The organism is Pseudomonas sp. BNK-7 (assembly GCF_048072025.1).
Lineage (GTDB): Bacteria > Pseudomonadota > Gammaproteobacteria > Pseudomonadales > Pseudomonadaceae > Aquipseudomonas > Aquipseudomonas danubii.
Genome location: NZ_CP182252.1, coordinates 5,597,648 through 5,614,673, shown reverse-complemented (window position 1 = coordinate 5,614,673; position 17,026 = coordinate 5,597,648). Strand labels below are relative to the sequence as shown.

Annotated in this window: 16 protein-coding genes; 10 read left to right on the top strand and 6 right to left on the bottom strand. The window is 62.8% G+C overall.

Going from position 1 to position 17,026, the window contains the following annotated elements:
- Window positions 1-45: 45 nt before the first annotated feature.
- Entirely contained in the window at window positions 46-1,155 is a 1,110-nt protein-coding gene (locus ACMGF8_RS25310) for a 2-aminoethylphosphonate--pyruvate transaminase (RefSeq protein WP_102864665.1), read from the bottom strand.
- A gap of 110 nt (window positions 1,156-1,265) precedes the next feature.
- Between ACMGF8_RS25310 and ACMGF8_RS25305 the strand changes: the two genes are divergently transcribed.
- Entirely contained in the window at window positions 1,266-2,126 is an 861-nt protein-coding gene (locus ACMGF8_RS25305; RefSeq protein ID WP_102864666.1) for a LysR substrate-binding domain-containing protein, read from the top strand.
- A 67-nt stretch (window positions 2,127-2,193) separates the two neighbouring features.
- Here ACMGF8_RS25305 and ACMGF8_RS25300 read toward each other — a convergent pair whose 3' ends face one another.
- A complete protein-coding gene (locus ACMGF8_RS25300) occupies window positions 2,194-3,081 on the bottom strand; it encodes a LysR substrate-binding domain-containing protein (protein WP_102864667.1) in 888 nt (295 codons plus the stop codon).
- Between the two features lie 189 nt (window positions 3,082-3,270).
- Between ACMGF8_RS25300 and ACMGF8_RS25295 the strand changes: the two genes are divergently transcribed.
- From ACMGF8_RS25295 to ACMGF8_RS25285, 3 genes are all read left to right on the top strand, one after another.
- The gene (locus ACMGF8_RS25295) at window positions 3,271-4,695 is read left to right on the top strand and encodes an MFS transporter (RefSeq protein ID WP_258009286.1); all 1,425 of its coding nucleotides are present in this window, start codon (window positions 3,271-3,273) and stop codon (window positions 4,693-4,695) included.
- A 99-nt stretch (window positions 4,696-4,794) separates the two neighbouring features.
- Window positions 4,795-6,186, top strand: a complete 1,392-nt coding sequence (locus ACMGF8_RS25290) for an FAD-dependent oxidoreductase (protein ID WP_250330045.1) — start codon at window positions 4,795-4,797, stop codon at window positions 6,184-6,186.
- A 119-nt stretch (window positions 6,187-6,305) separates the two neighbouring features.
- Window positions 6,306-7,010: a YebC/PmpR family DNA-binding transcriptional regulator gene (locus ACMGF8_RS25285; RefSeq protein WP_060840179.1), complete on the top strand. Its 705-nt coding sequence runs from the start codon at window positions 6,306-6,308 to the stop codon at window positions 7,008-7,010.
- Window positions 7,011-7,078: 68 nt separating this feature from the next.
- Here ACMGF8_RS25285 and ACMGF8_RS25280 read toward each other — a convergent pair whose 3' ends face one another.
- Window positions 7,079-8,392 carry a leucine-rich repeat-containing protein kinase family protein gene (locus ACMGF8_RS25280; RefSeq protein WP_416757620.1) on the bottom strand — a complete coding sequence of 438 codons (1,314 nt, stop codon included), beginning with the start codon at window positions 8,390-8,392 and terminating at the stop codon, window positions 7,079-7,081.
- A 277-nt stretch (window positions 8,393-8,669) separates the two neighbouring features.
- Here ACMGF8_RS25280 and ACMGF8_RS25275 point away from each other — a divergent pair, with 277 nt between their 5' ends.
- Together ACMGF8_RS25275 and ACMGF8_RS25270 are read left to right on the top strand one after the other, a co-directional pair.
- On the top strand, window positions 8,670-10,055 hold the full coding sequence (locus tag ACMGF8_RS25275) for an NAD(P)/FAD-dependent oxidoreductase (RefSeq protein ID WP_416757618.1): 1,386 nt from the start codon (window positions 8,670-8,672) through the stop codon (window positions 10,053-10,055).
- 15 nt (window positions 10,056-10,070) lie between these two features.
- Window positions 10,071-10,415, top strand: a complete 345-nt coding sequence (locus tag ACMGF8_RS25270) for a cupin domain-containing protein (RefSeq protein WP_102864672.1) — start codon at window positions 10,071-10,073, stop codon at window positions 10,413-10,415.
- On the opposite strand, the gene ACMGF8_RS25265 is transcribed toward ACMGF8_RS25270, so the two are convergent.
- A complete protein-coding gene (locus tag ACMGF8_RS25265; protein WP_416757616.1) occupies window positions 10,405-11,946 on the bottom strand; it encodes a PucR family transcriptional regulator in 1,542 nt (513 codons plus the stop codon). The genes ACMGF8_RS25270 and ACMGF8_RS25265 overlap by 11 nt on opposite strands.
- Window positions 11,947-12,118: 172 nt before the next feature.
- Between ACMGF8_RS25265 and ACMGF8_RS25260 the strand changes: the two genes are divergently transcribed.
- Window positions 12,119-13,135, top strand: a complete 1,017-nt coding sequence (locus ACMGF8_RS25260; RefSeq protein ID WP_416757614.1) for an ABC transporter substrate-binding protein — start codon at window positions 12,119-12,121, stop codon at window positions 13,133-13,135.
- A 211-nt stretch (window positions 13,136-13,346) separates the two neighbouring features.
- On the opposite strand, the gene ACMGF8_RS25255 is transcribed toward ACMGF8_RS25260, so the two are convergent.
- Window positions 13,347-13,976 (bottom strand): hypothetical protein, encoded by a 630-nt coding sequence (locus ACMGF8_RS25255; protein WP_416757612.1) that lies wholly within the window; start codon window positions 13,974-13,976, stop codon window positions 13,347-13,349.
- A complete protein-coding gene (zapE, locus tag ACMGF8_RS25250; RefSeq protein ID WP_416757610.1) occupies window positions 13,969-15,087 on the bottom strand; it encodes a cell division protein ZapE in 1,119 nt (372 codons plus the stop codon). Before zapE ends, ACMGF8_RS25255 begins: the two co-directional genes overlap by 8 nt.
- Before the next feature lie 237 nt (window positions 15,088-15,324).
- Here zapE and ACMGF8_RS25245 point away from each other — a divergent pair, with 237 nt between their 5' ends.
- The 3 genes from ACMGF8_RS25245 (at window position 15,325) to ACMGF8_RS25235 (ending at window position 17,026) form a co-directional block, all read left to right on the top strand.
- Complete coding sequence (locus ACMGF8_RS25245; RefSeq protein WP_102864675.1) at window positions 15,325-15,825, top strand: spore coat U domain-containing protein; 501 nt, start codon at window positions 15,325-15,327, stop codon at window positions 15,823-15,825.
- A 104-nt stretch (window positions 15,826-15,929) separates the two neighbouring features.
- Window positions 15,930-16,469 carry a spore coat U domain-containing protein gene (locus ACMGF8_RS25240; RefSeq protein WP_339069945.1) on the top strand — a complete coding sequence of 180 codons (540 nt, stop codon included), beginning with the start codon at window positions 15,930-15,932 and terminating at the stop codon, window positions 16,467-16,469.
- 20 nt (window positions 16,470-16,489) lie between these two features.
- On the top strand, window positions 16,490-17,026 hold the full coding sequence (locus ACMGF8_RS25235; protein ID WP_102864676.1) for a spore coat U domain-containing protein: 537 nt from the start codon (window positions 16,490-16,492) through the stop codon (window positions 17,024-17,026).

The following is a 17,026-nucleotide window of genomic DNA, read 5'->3' as shown; positions in this document are numbered from 1 at the left end:
CGCCTGTTTCGCGAGCAAGCTCGCTGTTGCAGGCACGGCGGGGAGTCAGATGTTCTGGACTTCCATTTCCTGCAGTACCTCGGCGATGGCGGCGACGGCGGCCTGCATGCCGCGGCGGTCGACGTGACCGATGCAGCCCACGCGGAAGGTTTCGACTTGGGTCAGCTTGCCCGGGTAGAGGATGTAGCCCTTGGCCTTGACCCGTTCATAGAAGTCCTTGAACTGGTAACGCGGGTCTTGCGGGGCATGGAAGGTGACGATGATCGGCGCCTGGATTGCTTCCGGCAGAAAGCTGCGCAAGCCCAAGTTCCCCATGCCTTCCAGCAGTGTCCGACAGTTGTCGGCGTAGCGCGCATGGCGTGCCGGCAGGCCGCCTTCTTCGTTGTACTGCAGCAGGGCTTCATGTAACGCAGCGACCACGTGGGTCGGCGGGGTGAAGCGCCACTGGCCGGTCTTGGCCATGTAGCTGTGCTGGTCGTGCAAATCCATGGCCAGGGAATGGGCGTTGCCCGCCGCCTGGGCCAGGGACTCCTTGCGGGCGAAGACAAAACCCATGCCGGGCACGCCTTCCAGGCATTTGCCGGAGGCGGCGATCAATGCGTCGAAGGGGATTTCCCGGGCATCGATGGGCAGGGCGCCAAAGGAGCTCATGGCATCGATGATCAGGCGTTTGCCGTGGCGGGCCACGACCTGGGCGATCTCCGGCAGCGGGTTGAGGATGCCGGTGCTGGTTTCGCAGTGGATCAGGGCCACGTGGCTGATGCGGTGGTCGGCCTGGAGCAGGCGCTCGACGTCGGCGGCGGTGGTGGGTTCGTCCTCGGCGGTTTCAAAGGTGCTGAAGTCGCGGCCGAGCACTTCGCAGATTTTCGCCAGGCGCTTGCCGTAGGCACCGTTGATCAGCACCAGGACCTTGCCGTTGCGGGGCACCAGGGTGCCGATGGCGGCTTCCACGGCGAAGGTTCCGCTGCCTTGCAGGGGGACACAGTGGTGGCTGTCGGCGCCGTTGACGATGGCCAGCAGTTGCTGGCACAGGCTGGCTGTCAGTTGGTTGAAGCGGTCATCCCATGAACCCCAGTCCACCAGCATCGCCTGGCGGGTGCGGGCGGATGTGGTCAGGGGCCCGGGGGTAAGCAGGATTGGCTCGGCGATGCTCATGCTGTGTCCTCGAAAATGATGGGATGAAGCTACGGGGACTAAATTGCAGTTTGCCTTGTCATCAATCAAATTGTTTGTTGTTATGCCAGCCATCAGTGAGGCCGATAGCTATGAACCTGTTTCAACTCCGCGCATTCGACGCCGTGGCCCGTGAAGGCAGCTTCACCCGGGCCGCCGGGCGGCTGTTTATCAGCCAGCCGGCGGTGACCGGGCATATCAAGGCCCTGGAAGAGCATTACCAGATCACCCTGCTGCGGCGCACTGCGCGCCGGGTGGAGCTGACCGAGGAAGGCATCAAGCTGGCGGCCATCACCCGGGCCATGTTCGGCCTGGCCGAAGAGGCCCAGGCCATGCTCGAGGCCAACCGGCAATTGCTGACCGGGCGCCTGGAAGTGGCGGCGGATGGCCCGCACATGGTGATGCCGATGCTGGCCAGCCTGCGGGCGAAGTATCCGGGGGTGACGGTCAACCTGCGCCTGGGCAATGCCCAGGAAACCCTGGCGGCGCTGCTGTCGGAACACGCCGACGTGGCGGTGCTGACCGAAGTCGAGCCGCGCAAGGGCCTGCACCTGCAAAGCCTGGGTGAGTCGCGGATGTGTGCCCTGGTGCCCCAGGGGCATCCCTGGCTGGAGCTGCCCGAAGGCATTGCCATCGAACAACTGGATCAGGTGATCATGGTGCTGCGCGAACCCAGTTCCATCACCCGGCGCACCTTTGATGAGGCTTGCGTGTTGGCCAGGGTCCAGCCCCGCGTGCTGCTGGAACTGGACAGCCGCGAGGCGGTGACCGAAGCGGTGGCGGCGCAGTTGGGGGTCGGGATCGTCAGTTCAGTGGAAGTGGGGCACGACCCGCGGGTGTGCACGGTGCCGATTCGTGGCGCTGGCCTGATCAACCGGCACATGCTCGGTTGCATGGAACGGCGCCGTGACCTGCGCCTGATCCAGGCGTTTTTCGCCCTGGCTCCTGCCTGAGCGCCCCGTAGCAACTGGCTTGTCAGCGAAGAGGCCCGAGGGATCGCCTTCGCCGGCAAGCCGGCGCCTACGGAGCGGTGGGGGAGGCCAGGCTTTCGCGTACCAGATCGAGAAAGGTCGCGACGATCCGCCGTGAACTCTGCTCGCGCAGGCACACCAGGGTTTCGGTCATGCGCCGCTGGCAGTCGATGATCGGCAGGGCGCAGACCCGGGAGTCGGCGCCGAACTCCGCCGCCGAGACCACCCCCACGCCAATCCCCACCACTACCGCTTCTCGCGCGGCTTCCCGGCCCTCCACCTGGATCGTCGGGCGAATCCGCAGGCCGGCCCGGTTCATTTCCTCTTCCAGGGTCTGCCGGGTTACCGAGCCGACTTCCCGCAGCACCAGGGGCGTGTCGTCCAGGTCGGCCAGGCAGATGGACTGGCGATCGGCCCAGGGATGATTGCGCGAGACAAAGGCCACCATCGGGTCGTTGCGCAGGGTCAAGGACAGCAGGCGCTCGTCATCCACCTCCCGTCCCAGCAGGGCCAGGTCGGCCTGGTAGTTGAACAGACGCAGCAGGGATTCATCGGTGTTGCCGGTCTCGATCTTCACATTGATCCCGGGGTACAGCTCGCAGAACCGGGCGATCTGCGGCAGCACATGCACCGGGGCATCCACCGCCAGTACCAGGCTGCCGGTCTGCAAGGCCTGGGAATCCTGCAACAGTTCCTTGGCTTCGGCCTCCACCACGAACAGGCGCTGGGTGATGGCCAGCAGGCGTTCTCCCAGATCCGTGAGGCGTACCGAGCGTTTGTTGCGATGGAACAGGATGACGCCGAAGCGCTCTTCGAGCTTGCGCACCTGATCGGAAATCGCCGGCTGGGTGAGAAACAGGCGTTCGGCAGCCTTGGTGAAGTTGCCGTGCACGGCCACCGCATGAAAGGCCTTCAACTGTGCGTGGGAAACCGACATGGGCAGATCCTCTTACAAGCTGGACTTATATTTGAAATACGATAAATCGATTTCACTTATTAGTTGGTAATTGCTTCCATCTTTCAAGGCCCGGGTGACCCGTCAGTCGACCCGTACCCGGCCCTGATGCCTGTGCGTGCACCTCCAAGTCCCGAAACAGGGAAAGCAACAGGACTCATCTGACCAGCAGTGCCTGCCTCAAGGGCTCTGCTGCAGTGCTCAACAATAAAAAACACAGGCGTTTGCTCCTCATTCTGCCGGCACACTCACCCTGAGGTCAGAACCACAATGAATAAGCACAACGGCACCATCAAACGTTGGCGCGTGCAGATTTTCGCCATCACCTGGATCGCCTACGCGGCGTTCTACTTCACCCGCAAAGCCTTTTCCGTTGCCAAACTGGGGATCGCCGACGATCCCGACTTCACCCTCGACAAGATGGCCATGGCCAACCTCGATGCCATCTACCTGGCGGCCTACGCCGTGGGCCAGTTCACCTGGGGGATCTTCGCCGACCGTTTCGGCCCGCGGGTGGTGGTGCTGGGCGGCCTGCTGATCTCCGCGGCCGCGGCCCTGGTCATGGGCAGCTTCGCCACCTTGCCGGTGTTCGCCACGTGCATGCTGATCCAGGGGCTGGCGCAGTCCACCGGCTGGTCCGGGCTGTGCAAGAACATGGGCAGTTTCTTTCCTGCCCGGGAGCGTGGCCGGGTCCTGGGGCTATGGAGTTCCTGCTACGCCTTTGGCGGGCTGGTGGCGTCGCCCTTTGCCGGCTGGTGGGCCTATACCCTGATCGGCACCTGGCATGCGGCGTTCATCTCCAGCGCAGTGGTGGTGGGGCTGACGGCGGTGCTGTTTTTCATCTTCCAGCGCAACACCCCGCAGGATGTGGGTTTGCCGGCGGTGGAGCCATTGGCGCCACAGAGTGCCGAGGAGGAGGCCGCCGAGCGCCGCCTGAGTGTCTGGGAGCCGTTGCGGGAGATCCTGCGCAATCGCACGGTGCTGGTGCTCGGCCTGTCGTACTTCCTGCTCAAACCGGCGCGCTACGCGATTCTGCTGTGGGGACCGGTGATCGTTTATGAGCAGATGCCGTCGGTGGGCAAGGTGGGGGCGGCGATCGTGCCCACCACCTTTGAGCTGGCCGGGCTGCTGGGGCCGATCATGATCGGCCTGGCCTCGGACAAGCTGTTCGGTGCCCGGCGCATGCCGGCCTGTGTCCTCAGCCTCTTGGCGCTGACAGTGTCTCTGGCGCTATTCATGGGGGCGCTGCACACCGGCAGCGTGCTGCTGGTGATGCTGCTGCTGTTTTTCATGGGGCTGACCCTGTACGGGCCGGACTCGATGATCAGCGGCGCGGCGGCCATTGATTTCGGTTCGGCCAAGGCCGGGGCCACGGCCGCAGGCTTCGTCAATGGCTGCGGCTCGGTGGGGGCAGTACTGGGGGGCTTGTTGCCGGGCTATTTCGACACGGTGACGGTGTTCATCGTGTTTGCCGGCTGTGCCCTGGTCTCGGCGCTGTTGCTCATGCCGTTCTGGAACAGCCGACCCCATGGGAGCGAGCCGGTGCGCGGGCTCGTTCCCAATGGACCGTTGTTGATCAAGCCGTTGCGTTCCTGACTTTTCTGCCCCTTCGCCGGCAAGCCGGCTCCTACGAAGTGTTGTAGGCGCTGGCTTGCCAGCGCACCCACTTGCCGTTTTTTTCCTGGAGACTCACCCATGCGACCTTTCTGGCTGGAACAGGCCCTGCAACAGGAAACCCTGGACCCCTGTCCGCCTCTGCAGGGCGATACCACCTGCGAGGTGGCCATTGTCGGCGGCGGCTACACCGGTTTGTGGACCGCCATCATGCTCAAGGAGCAGAACCCCGGGCTGGATGTGCTGCTGATCGAGGCGGATATCTGTGGCGCCGGTGCCAGTGGGCGCAATGGCGGCTGTGCGCTGTCCTGGTCGGCCAAGTACTTCACCCTGGAGCGTCTGTTCGGCATCGAGGAGGCGGTGCGCCTGGTCAAGGAGTCCGAGCGCAGCATCCACGCCATCGGCGCATTCTGCGAGCGCTATGGAGTGGAGGCTCACTATCGCCTCGACGGTACCTTGTACACCGCCACCAACCAGGCCCAGGTCGGGTCCACCGACGGGGTGATCGCGGCCCTGGAACGCCGGGGCATCAATTCCTTCGAGAAGCGCCCCTTGGCCGATGTGCAGCGCATGGCCGGCTCCAGCCAGCACCTGGAAGGCTGGTACTCGCCGGCCGCCGCCAGTGTGCAGCCGGGGTTGCTGGTGCGTGGCTTGCGTCGGGTGGCCTTGCAATTGGGGGTCAGAATCCATGAGCACAGCGCCATGACCGGGTTGGAAGAAGGGCGCCCGGCGCGGTTGCGCACCCCTTCGGGACAGATCCGTGCCCAGCGTGTGGTGTTGGCGATGAACGCCTGGATGGCCCGGGCCTTTCCGCAGTTCGAACGCAGTGTGGCGATTGTTTCCAGTGACATGCTGATCACCGAGCCGCGTCCGCAACTGCTGCAGCAGATCGGCTTGACCAGCGGGGTGACGGTGCTGGATTCGCGGATCTTCGTGCACTACTACCACAACACTCCCGACGGCCGGATCATGCTCGGCAAGGGCGGCAACACCTTTGCCTACGGTGGGCGCATGTTGCCGGTGTTCGACCAGCCGTCGCCCTATGCCGGGTTGCTGCACAAGAGCCTGGGGCAGTTCTTCCCGGCCTTTGCCGAGGTGCCGGTGGCCGCGACCTGGAACGGTCCGTCGGATCGCTCGGTCACCGGGTTGCCCTTCTTCGGCCAGATGAGCCGCGCCGGCAACCTCTTCTATGGGTTCGGCTATTCCGGCAGCGGCGTGGGCCCCTGTCATATGGGAGGGCAGATTCTCGCATCCCTGGTCCAGGGCCTGGACAATCCCTGGACCCGTTCGCCCCTGGTCAACGGTCCCTTGGGTTACTTCCCCCCGGAGCCGATCCGCTACCTGGGCTCGCTCATGGTGCGCAACGCCATTCGCCGCAAGGAGCGGGCCGAGGATCATGGGCGTCGGCCGCGGCACCTGGATGTGCGTCTGGCGCGTTTCGCTGCGGCCGCTGGCAAGGCCGACAAGGGCTGAAGCCTGGTGGGGTAGGGCCGGTCGCTGACTTTTTGGTCGATCAGGGCCCTGAGGACGTATAAACTTGCCCATCGCGTCGGCCAAATCCAACTCGACGCCATAGATCAAGAGAGTGAGTAATGGGCGCACAGTGGAAGGTTAAACACAAAGAAGCGGCAGCCAACGCCAAGGGCAAGATCTTCGGCAAGCTGGTGAAAGAGATCACCATTGCCGCACGTAACGGCGCTGACGTCGCCACCAACGCCCACCTGCGGCTGGTGGTCGAACAGGCCAAGAAGGCCTCGATGCCCCGCGAGACCCTTGAGCGCGCCATCAAGAAAGGTTCGGGCCAACTGGGCGAGACCGTGCAGTACCACCGCGTGACCTACGAAGGTTTTGCCCCGCACCAGGTGCCGCTGATCGTTGAATGCGTGACCGATAACATCAACCGTACCGTGGCGGAAATCCGTGTGGCCTTCCGCAAGGGCCAACTGGGTGCTTCGGGCTCGGTGTCCTGGGACTTCAACCACGTGGGCATGATCGAAGCCTCGCCAGACAGCCCGGACGCCGATCCGGAACTGGCCGCCATCGAGGCCGGTGCTCAGGATTTCGAACCGGGTGAAGAGGGCGCGACCCTGTTCCTGACCGAGCCTGCGGACCTGGATGCCGTACAAAAGGCATTGCCCGAGCAAGGTTTCACCGTGTTGTCGGCCAAGCTGGGCTATCAGCCGAAGAACCCGGTGAGCGGCCTGAGCGATGAGCAGATGGCTGAAGTCGAGGCCTTCCTCGAAGGCCTGGACAACCATGACGACGTGCAGGACATGTTCGTCGGCCTGGCGGGTTAAGACCGCGATTCGCCGGCCAGCCGGCTCCTGCAAACCTCTGTAGGAGCCGGCTGGCCGGCGAAGCTGTTTTAAAGCCCCGCCAATTCCTCACAGACCTGGGTAAAGTCCGGTCGTGCCAGCACCTCTGGCTGACAGCAGCGCTGCACCAGCGCCGCCAGTTTCTGCCGCTGTTCCAGGCTCAGCGAGCCATCCCCGCGCTCCAGCAATTCTTCCAGCAAGACACCGAAGGCCCGCACTTCCAGGCGTTGCAGCGCCCGGCTTTGCGGGGTTTCGTCCTTGGCATGGAAGGACGCCGCGCCAAAATCCCCCAGCAGGCAGTCGCCTTGTTCATTCCACAGGGTGTTGTGGCCGTAGAGGTCGCCGTGGGTAATGCCCTGGGCATGCAGGTGGGCACCCACCGCAGCGATGCCGCGGGCGATTCGCAGAATCACGCCGGCACGGTAGTGCGCGTTATCCGGGTAGATATCCCGGGAGCAGGAATCCAGGCTCGGCAGCGCCGCAAGGTTGCGGTAGCTGGGGTCGATCAGTTGCATCACCAGTCCGTTCTGGCCCTGGGGATGCTCGACGATGCGGCCCTCGACCCGGATCAGGTTCGGATGTAACCCGGCACTGATACAGGCGTTCATTTCATGCAGCGGCGAGCCATCGCTGGTCATCTCGCCCTTGTACAGCTTGACCGCCACCGCGCGGGCGGGCTCTCCCGTCGGCTGCCACCACGCTTGGTGAATCACCCCGGAGGCGCCTTCGCCCAGGCGTTGCTCCAGGCGCAGTTCGTGCCAGGGGATGGTGCGGGTGGACTCCAAGGCCTGGGCGTCGGCCTCGGATTCCAGTGGATTGCCGGCATAGGCCAGCCAGGTCAGGCGCGGCAGGGCCAGGAGGAACGGCGGCAGCTCGGTCAGGCGGTTGGCGGCGATCCGCAGCAGCTCCAGGTTGTGGCACTGGCCCAGGCTCTGGGGCAGGGCGGTCAGGCGGTTGCCGGCCAGCATGAGCTTTTGCAGCAGCGGGCGCTGGCCCAGCTCTTCGGGCAGTTCACTGATGCGGTTGTCGGTGAGGATCAGCCAGCGCAACTGCGGCGGCAGGGCGGCGGCTGGGACCCGTTCGATGCGGTTGGCCTTGAAGCCGATCATGCTCAGTTGCGCGCAATGGCCGAGGCAGGCCGGTAGTTCACTGAACTGGTTGTCCGAGCAGAACAGGATGCGCAGGCGGGTCAGGCGATGCAGGTCGTCGGGCAGGCTGCTCAGTGCATTGCCGCTGAGGTTGAGGATTTCCAGCGAGTCGGCCAGATCGAAGATCTCCCGGGGGAACTCGGTCAGTCCACAGGACAGGTCCAGGCGCTTGATGCCGGCCAGCTGGCCGGCTCGCAGTTGAGCAAGGGTATCCATGAACAGCGTCAGTACTCGAAAGAAGGAGAAGGGCGGGGAGGATAAAGCAGATCGGCCGGTTTTGCTGCCTGGGCGGCGGTTGGCGTTTGCGCAACTGCAGAAAATCGGTGTCGAGCACCGACAGCATCAAGAACTGGGGTCGCCCGCTTCAGCTTGCAATGCTGACGCTTCATACCTTCGAACAAGTCCTGCCCGGATTTTCTGTACTTCGCTCAATTGCCCGCCAGCCCAGCTCGCCGTCACTGTGAATGCTCGATAAACATCGGCAGGATCAACGATGCAACGATCTCTCTGGCTACAAGAATTAGCGGATGAGCTCAGCCCAGCGCCTGCGCTGGAAGGCCACTGCAATGTGGACATCGCCATCATCGGCGGAGGCTTTGTCGGGTTATGGACAGCCTTGCGCATTCGCCAACTGGCTCCCGAAAAAACCTTAGCCATCCTCGAGCAGGACATCTGCGGCGCAGGTGCCTCAGGGCGCAATGGTGGCTTCGTCATGTCATGGTGGCCCAAGATCAGCTCCCTGACTGCGCTGTGCGGCGCAGCAGAGGCACTGAAGCTGGCTCGAGCTTCCGCGCAGGCCATTGAAGAAATTGAAATATTCTGCGAGCAACATGCCATTGATGCGCACTTCGTGCGGTCAGGCTGGTTATGGACGGCCTCAACCGAGGCCCAACGTGGCGCCTGGCAAAGCGTGCAGCACACCTGTGCAACATTGGGCGAGGATGTGTTCAGCAGTCTGAGCGACGCTGAGATCGCTCGCCGCTGCGGTTCCCCCATGCACTTGGAAGGTGTATTTGAGGCGGGCAATGCCACAGTGCATCCGGCTCGCCTGGTACGCGGTCTGCGCCGAGTGGCCCTGGAACAGGGGGTGCGCATTTTCGAAAACAGTCGGGTTCGGCAAATGGAACGCGGCCAACCCACGTGCCTGCACACTGACCACGGTCAGCTCCGAGCTCAACGCGTAGTCCTGGCCACCAATGCCTGGTCTGCCGAGTTACCGCAACTGCGCCGCAGTGTGTTGCCGGTCAGCAGCACCATCATCGCCACAGCGCCGATCCCCGAGCGCTTGCAGGCCATCGGCTGGACCGGCGGCGAAGCCATTACCGACTCCCAACAGATGGTCGACTATTACCGCACCACCCAGGACGGGCGAATCATCTTCGGCAAGGGCACCGGCCTGATGTCGTTTGCCAGCCGGGTCGGCACTCGCTATGACCAGTTGCCACAGTTGCATGCCGAGGTCGAAGAGGACTTTCGGCGCCTCTACCCGCAGCTTGCCGACGTGGCTATCGAACATCGCTGGTCGGGTCCCATCGACAGGACCTATGACAGCTTGCCCATGTTCGGCCGTCTGCAGGATGCGCCGCAGATCATCTACGGCGTGGGCTGGAGCGGCAATGGGGTCGGACCCAGCCATCTGGGGGGGCAGATTCTCGCCAGTCTGGCTCTGGACCTGGACAACCAATGGAGCCGCTGCGGCCTGGTCAATCGCTCCGTGCGCCGGTTCCCACCGGAACCCTTGCGCTACTGCGGCGGCCTGCTAGTGCGCAATGCCGTCAAGCGCAAGGAGCGTGCGCAGGCATTGGGTCGTGCACCATCCTGGCTGGCCCATTCGCTGAGCAAGCTGGCCCCCGCCGGCCTTGAAGACAAAAAACCTTGAATCAAAGGAGCCGTCATGAGCGCCCCGATTATCTTCAGCAACACTTCAGGCCTGGCGTTGGGAATGCCGGTTGATGTCAAACAACCCATCGGCGAGTTGGTGGCCAGGACTCGCATAAGCATGGAGGATGCTGGCGCGTCGTTACTGACCGGGGTCTGGGAATGCTCGCCTGGACGCTGGCGCCGCCAGGTACTGGAGCGCGAGTTCAGTCACTTCATAGTCGGATACGGCTTCTTTGTACCCGACCACGGCCCGGCGATAGAGATTCACGCCGGCGATGCAGTATTTTTTCCCGCAAACTGCCAAGGCGAGTGGGACATCCGCGAAACCGTCAGAAAGAGCTTCGTGATCATTCCTTGAAGGCAGCGATACGCTCGTGCACCCCGGCGACCTCGGCGCTGCGCAGGGCAAACCAGAGAATCGCCACGTCCTCGGTGTGATCCAGAGAGCGTCCGGTAATTTCCTCGATGCGCCGAATGCGATAGACCAGCGTCTGCTTGTGCACATGCAACACCTTCGCGGCGATCAGCCACGAGCGATTCTGCTGCAGGAATACCTGCAAGGTACGCAGCAATTGCGTGCCTTGCAGTTGGTCATACTCCAGCAGACTGCCCAGTACCCGTTGAAACGTCTGGTGCGCCCCCTCCAGGCTCTGTGCCAGCCATGGAGCCATCGTCTCGGTCTGCTCGTAGCATGCCAAGGGCTGCTCGGCGCTGGCATGCGCCAAGGCCAGACGCGCCTCTCGCAAAGCCTCAAGGCCGCGTTCGGCATGCCCCAGTGGGTTGCTCAGACCCAGGCACCTGTGCAGGCGCACCTGAACGGTCCGGGGGCTGTGCTCCCCCCATAGCAGCAGTAGCAGCTCGTCACCCTGCACGCGCATCAGCACCTTGGCCTCGGTCCGTGACAACAGGTCGTCCAGCTCGTCCAGTTCCCGACCGTCGTTGTGCATCACCGCAACGCGCAGATGCTCCGGCGACGCGCCAAACACTCGCAGACGCTCGGTCAGTTGACGAGCCGACAAGCGTTGCTGGAACAAATCATCAAGCAGTTCCGAGGTCAGTCGCAGATGCCGTTCCCGCTCGACCTGCAGTCGCTCCAGCTCGATACCCAAAACCGCCGCCATGTGATGCAACAAACCATAGTCCGGCAGGTTCTCGCCCTGCGCCACCAGGACACAAGGACGTCGACTGGGCATCAACATCAGCAGGACATCGTTGTCACCTGAGCGCCAGCGTTGCACCACAGGCACATTGCCCGAAGGCTTCAAGCGCTGCTGCAGCGCTGAGCGTTGTGCGGCAACGACTTCTGGAAGCCCTGCCAGATAGGGCTCCAGGGTGTGCGGATCGAGCAGCCTGAGGCTGGCTTTGACGTCTTTTTCCAGACGGTTCAAGAGCGCTTCGAGCCCCAAGCCCTGAATGCCCATGCGCGCACTCTCGTAGAGCCGAGTGATGGCCTGCCGACGCTCAACTTCTTCCTGTTGAGTGGCCTCGACAATGGCCCGGGTCACCGAGGAAAACGGCACACCGTACTCGGTCATCAGCAATGCGAAGCCCAAGGCATCGGCAGCGTCCTGCAGGCCTTGAAGATCCTCCGGTGCCTGCATGCTTTCGCCAATCATCAGCCCCGAGAGTCCGGCCGCCTGCAAGCGGTGTACATAACGCCACTGTTCCTGCGGCCCTGCGGGGATGCCCATTCCGGTGCTCATCAACAGCTCCCCGGGCCCCAGCCATTGCGCCGGGTCGTCCAACTCGCAGACGTGTGCCCAGCGAACCGGTCGGTCAACCCCCTGAGCCCCTCCGATGAGGCGCGTGCGCAATGCTGGAATCTGAATGATGTCGCTGACGGTCAATGACATGGCGTGTTCGATCAGGCCCGGGACTTGAAGGGCCACAGCATGCCACCCCGACACCCACCAGCAAAGCCCGCTCATACGAACGTACCAAGGCCAATCGCGGAATCCTAACTTGGTACGATTGCCGACGCGGCAGGCGACACTAAAACTCGTCCAGGTAGCAGCAGATCCTTTTTTGGACCTAGGCCTCAATCATCTGGAGACGCAAATAATGACTAAGAAACCGACTCTGCCATTGATGCTGCTGGCGTTGTCCTTCGTGACCACTTCGGCCCTTGCCGACCTCACGGTGGTGTCCCACGGAGGAGCGAACAAGGACGCCCAGGTTGCAGCGTTCTACAAGCCCTATCAGGCTGAACACGGTACGCGGATTATCGCTGGCGAGTTCAACGGCGAACTGGCCAAGATCAAAGTCATGGTGGACACCGGCAGTGTCTCCTGGGACGTCGTTGAAATGGAGCTGCCCGAGCTGGCTCGCGCCTGTGACGATGGCTTGCTGGAAGAATTCAGCGTCGACCCGAACCTGGCGAAAGACCTGCTTCCTGGTGCACTGCAAAACTGCGGCGCAGGCTTCTTTGTCTGGTCTACGGTGCTGGCCTACAACGCCGACAAGCTCACCAGCGCCCCGACCAGTTGGAAAGACTTCTGGGATGTGCAGAAGTTTCCCGGTAAACGCGGCCTGCGCAAGGGCCCGATGTACACCCTGGAATTCGCGCTCCTGGCAGATGGCGTAGCCCCAGAGGAGGTCTACAAGGTGCTGGCCACCGAGGCGGGACAGGATCGTGCATTCCGCAAACTCGATGAAATCAAGTCCAGCATCCAATGGTGGGAAGCCGGAGCCCAACCTCCTCAGTACCTGGCTTCTGGCGACGTGGTCATGAGCTCCGCCTACAGCGGCCGAATCAGCGCCGTACAGGGGCAGAGCAACCTGCGCATCGTCTGGAATGGCGGCCTGTATGACATGGACGCCTGGGCCATACCCCGTGGTGCGAAGAATCGTGAGCAAAGTCTCAAGTTCATCAACTACACCCTTGAAGCCGAGCAACAAAAAAATTACGCGCAGCACATTGCCTATGCACCGGTAAACCAGCGCGCCAATACCTTGCTCAGCGAGCAACGGCTCAGCGTACTGCCCGATCTGAAACAGCAGGTGGCAATGGATCCGACCTTTTGGGCCGACCATGGCGAGCAGTTGCACCAGCGCTTCAATGCCTGGGCCGCCAAATAGCGCTTGTTTTATCGTTCAGGCAGGAACGGTGCGCCGTTCCTGCCAGACGCCAACTCGATCGACATCCATCGACGCTTCCCCGAATGCTTCCAGCTCCTCGATCAATTGCCCATGAAGGGGCGAGCTGACGCCAAACGCCGATCACCGGGCCGGCCCGTGACCCTGGAGGAATTGCAAAAGGCTGACGATCGTTCGATAGAGCACGCGGCATTTACAGGCCAGCGTGCATGGCTCTGGCCAACCTGCGGAATGCGGCGGGGTGCCTGAGGTTCCGGACCTCGCCTGGCATCCACTCCAGGCTGTGGTGTTCAAAGGTCTTTTTGACTGCCTCGGTGGCCATCCTGCCCAAGGAGTTGCTTGAGTCAAAGTCGCTTTCCAGGGTGGCAATCAGATAGGCGCCTTTGGCGCTCCATTGGTTGAAACGCATCACATGCCGGTCATCCAGAATCACTGCGCCTTCTTTCTTGTCGTGCGAGAAGTAAAAGGCCAGGCTGTGACCCGGCTCGGTCCAACCTTTGAGGTACTTGAGCAAGGTTGCAAGGCGGACGCCGCGCACCAGGTTGAAGCCACTGTCAACCCGTTGCTGGCCGAAGTAGTAGCACTTGAAAATTACCTCCAGCGTTCGCTGGTGGTAATCCGTCGAGTGGCTCTTTTCGTAGAAGTGAAAGTCCGTGGGGTCGCCGATCAGTTCGTAGCCCTTTGCCGCGAATTCGGCGGGGGAGAACGCCAGCAGGCCAAACCGGTACGGATGTTCGAGCGTCAAGTTGCTCAGGTGCAGGTCAAGCAGCTGGAAAAAAGTCAGCGGCAGCCTGTGCATGCAGGTGTGCGCTGGCTCAGCCATGGGCCGGCCCGGGACCGATTACCTGCAATTGCCCGAGGCGGCTGCGGGTGCGCGCCAGGTCGATGGCGTGGCCGCCGAGACACTCGTGCAGCGGGCGCTGGCCGATCAGCAGCAGGCGTTTGTCCTGGTCGTAGAGCACGTCGATCAGGTTGATGAAGCGTTGCTGGGCGGCGATCGAGCATTCTCCCAGCTCCGGCAGTTCGTCGATGATCCAGGTGTCGAAGTGGCGACTCAGTTCCAGGTAGTCCATGACGGCCGTGGGCTGTTCGCACACATCGTTGAATTCAAAACGGATGCTGCGCTGCTGGATCTGGCGCACGGTCAATTGCCGGGCGCCTACTGTCAGTTGCGCCGCTGCGGCATGGCGCTCGGGCAGTTCCAGGGCCTGGCGCTGGGCCGGGGTGCCGGGCCACACATAGTGACCCTGGGTGAAGAGCTGCTGATCGTGGGAGCGGGCCTGGCTCCGGTAGTCGTGGGGGCCTCCCACCTCCATCACCTGCATGCGCCCGTTGATCAGTTCGATCACCGGCTTGAAGCGGGCGTGGTACAGCGGGTTGGGCAGCAGGCCCTCGGGGGCGTAGTTGGAGGTCAGTAACAGCGTGATGCCGCGGTTGAACAGGGCCTTGAACAGCCGGGTGATCAGCATCGCATCGCCAATGTCATGGACATGGAACTCATCGAAGCACAGCACTCGGCACTGGTTGAGCAGTTCATCCAGGGTGGTTTCCAGAGCGTCGGCCTGCTGCTGATGGCGGAACATGCCCTGGTGCAACCGGGCGAAGAAGTCGTGGAAGTGCAGGCGCTGTTTTTCGGCGATGGGCAAGGCGCGGAAGAAGCCGTCCAGCAACCAGCTCTTGCCCCGGCCGACGGCGCCGTACAGGTACAGGCTCTGGGCCTTGCCGGGGGATTGCATCAGGTCCTCGGCCTGCCGGGCCATGCAGTCGATCACCCGCAATTGGCTGTGGCTGAGGGTGTATCCCAGGTCCCGGGCCTTGTGGCGAAAGTAGTCATGGATCACGCCACCGGCACCGTTCGGGCGGCGCAAGGCTCGGGCGAACAGGCGTCGCCAGGGTGATTGAGTCTGTGCAGGTGTTGGCGGTAAAGCGGCCAATGGTGGTTACCCCGATGATTCCAGGCCGCCTACCTTAAAAGCGGCGCGACAATTTAACCAATAGAAAACCCAACAGCCAGTGATCTCGAAAAGGCATGGCGGCGATAGACGGTCATTCACACCGGGCAGGCCGATTAATACGCTAACTGGCAGTTTCGCCCGCGGTTGCTAACCTGATTTCAGCGAATGCTCCTCATAAGGATTGAGGCCTTGAATGGATATAAGGGTTTGGCAGTCATGAGCGCGTTGCTCAGCGCGACGGCAGGGGCCGCGGATTTGCAGGTGCAGGTCCGGGTCGATGTGCAGCGTGGCTGCCAGTTGGTGGGTCAGCAGCGGGAGGCGGGTGTCGAGCAACTCGGTACCTTGGACTTTGGCAGTACTGCGCGCCTGAACGATCCGGCGGGGCCTTTGGCTGCGGCATGGGTCAGTGGTCGTCTGCCACGCCTGGAGTGCAATCCCGATACCCCTTATCAGATGCGCATCGACGGCGGCCTGCATGGCGGTGTCGGCGAGGTGCGTTACCTGGCCAGCAACAGTGCGTTGGGCAAACCCATTCCTTATCGTCTCTACCAGGACTCGGCCCGGCGCATTGCGTTGCCGGTGAATGTCCCGGTCAGTGGACGGGTGCCGGACTCCGGTACTGTGGATCTGCCCCTGTACGGGCGCATTGAACCTCTGGCCGAGATTCCCCGGGCCGGGGGCTATTCCGATGTATTGAAGGTGACCCTGACCTGGTGAGGTCGGGGGTATGACAGCTGCCACGGGGGACCCGGGCAGAGCAGGGACAGCCGTTCAGGTTGAACGGCTCACGTGGGAGTCCTGATGGAACCGGGATGGGTGCAATGAAAGGCAGGACCTGGACGATCGTCGCCCTGGGCTCGCTGTGTCTGCTGGTTGATGATACCCAGGCGGCGATCAGCGGGCAGATCCAGGCGCGCCTGGTGATCACTGCCAGTTGTCAGGTGAGCAGTGGCGGCAGCGCGCCCTCCACGAACCCCATCAGCAACCTGGGCATGCTCGACTTCGGGCAGCAGGGGCCGACCTGGGTCAACCCCATCAAGGCCAGCCTCACCGACAGTGCCGAAGGCCAGTTGCAGGTGGCCTGCAATCCCTCGGTCACCGGTTTCACCGTGACCATCAATGGCGGCCTCAACGGCGACGGTACAACCCGGCGTTTGAGCAACGGACGCCAGACCATTCCCTATCGATTGTTTGTCGATGCATCCGGTAGCGACAGCTACAGCATCGGCCAGCAGCGCAATTTCGCAGTGAGCAGCGGCAGGCGGATTCCCATTCCGGTGTTCGGCTCTGTGGTCGCGAATACCCGCGCGGTTCCGGCAGGGGTCTACACCGACACCCTGACCATCACGCTGGATTGGTAACTCACGAGAGGACGCACATCATGCACGCGCTTGTATCCAGGATTGGCTGGCCCTTGTTGGGACTGGTCATGGTTTCCACGGCCAACGCCGCCACTACGGTCACCGGTCAGATCAGCTCGACCCTGATCCTCACCAGCAGTTGCCAGGTCAACGGGGTGGGCGGCAGCACCGGTCTGAACTTCGGCGCCTTGAACTTCGGCACCACCAACAGCCTGTTTACGACGGCCACTGGCCAGGTGCTGGGGGGCGGTGGCGGGGCTTTGTCGATTCTCTGCTCCAGCGGCACCACACCCAGCCTGACCATCCAGGGCGGCAACAATGACGGTATGTCCTCGGGTGGCACCCGGGCGTTGTACGACGGGGTGGCCAACTATGTGCCCTACGACCTGTACACCGACTCCGGCCACTCGCAGATCGTGGCGATCAATGGGGTGATCAACCTGGCGCCGAGCACCGGGGTCGCGCAGACCGTGAACCTCTATGGCCAGGCCGTGGGCAAGGCCGGGCTGCCGGCCGGCACCTACACCGATACGGTGTCCGTGCAGCTGACCTTCTGA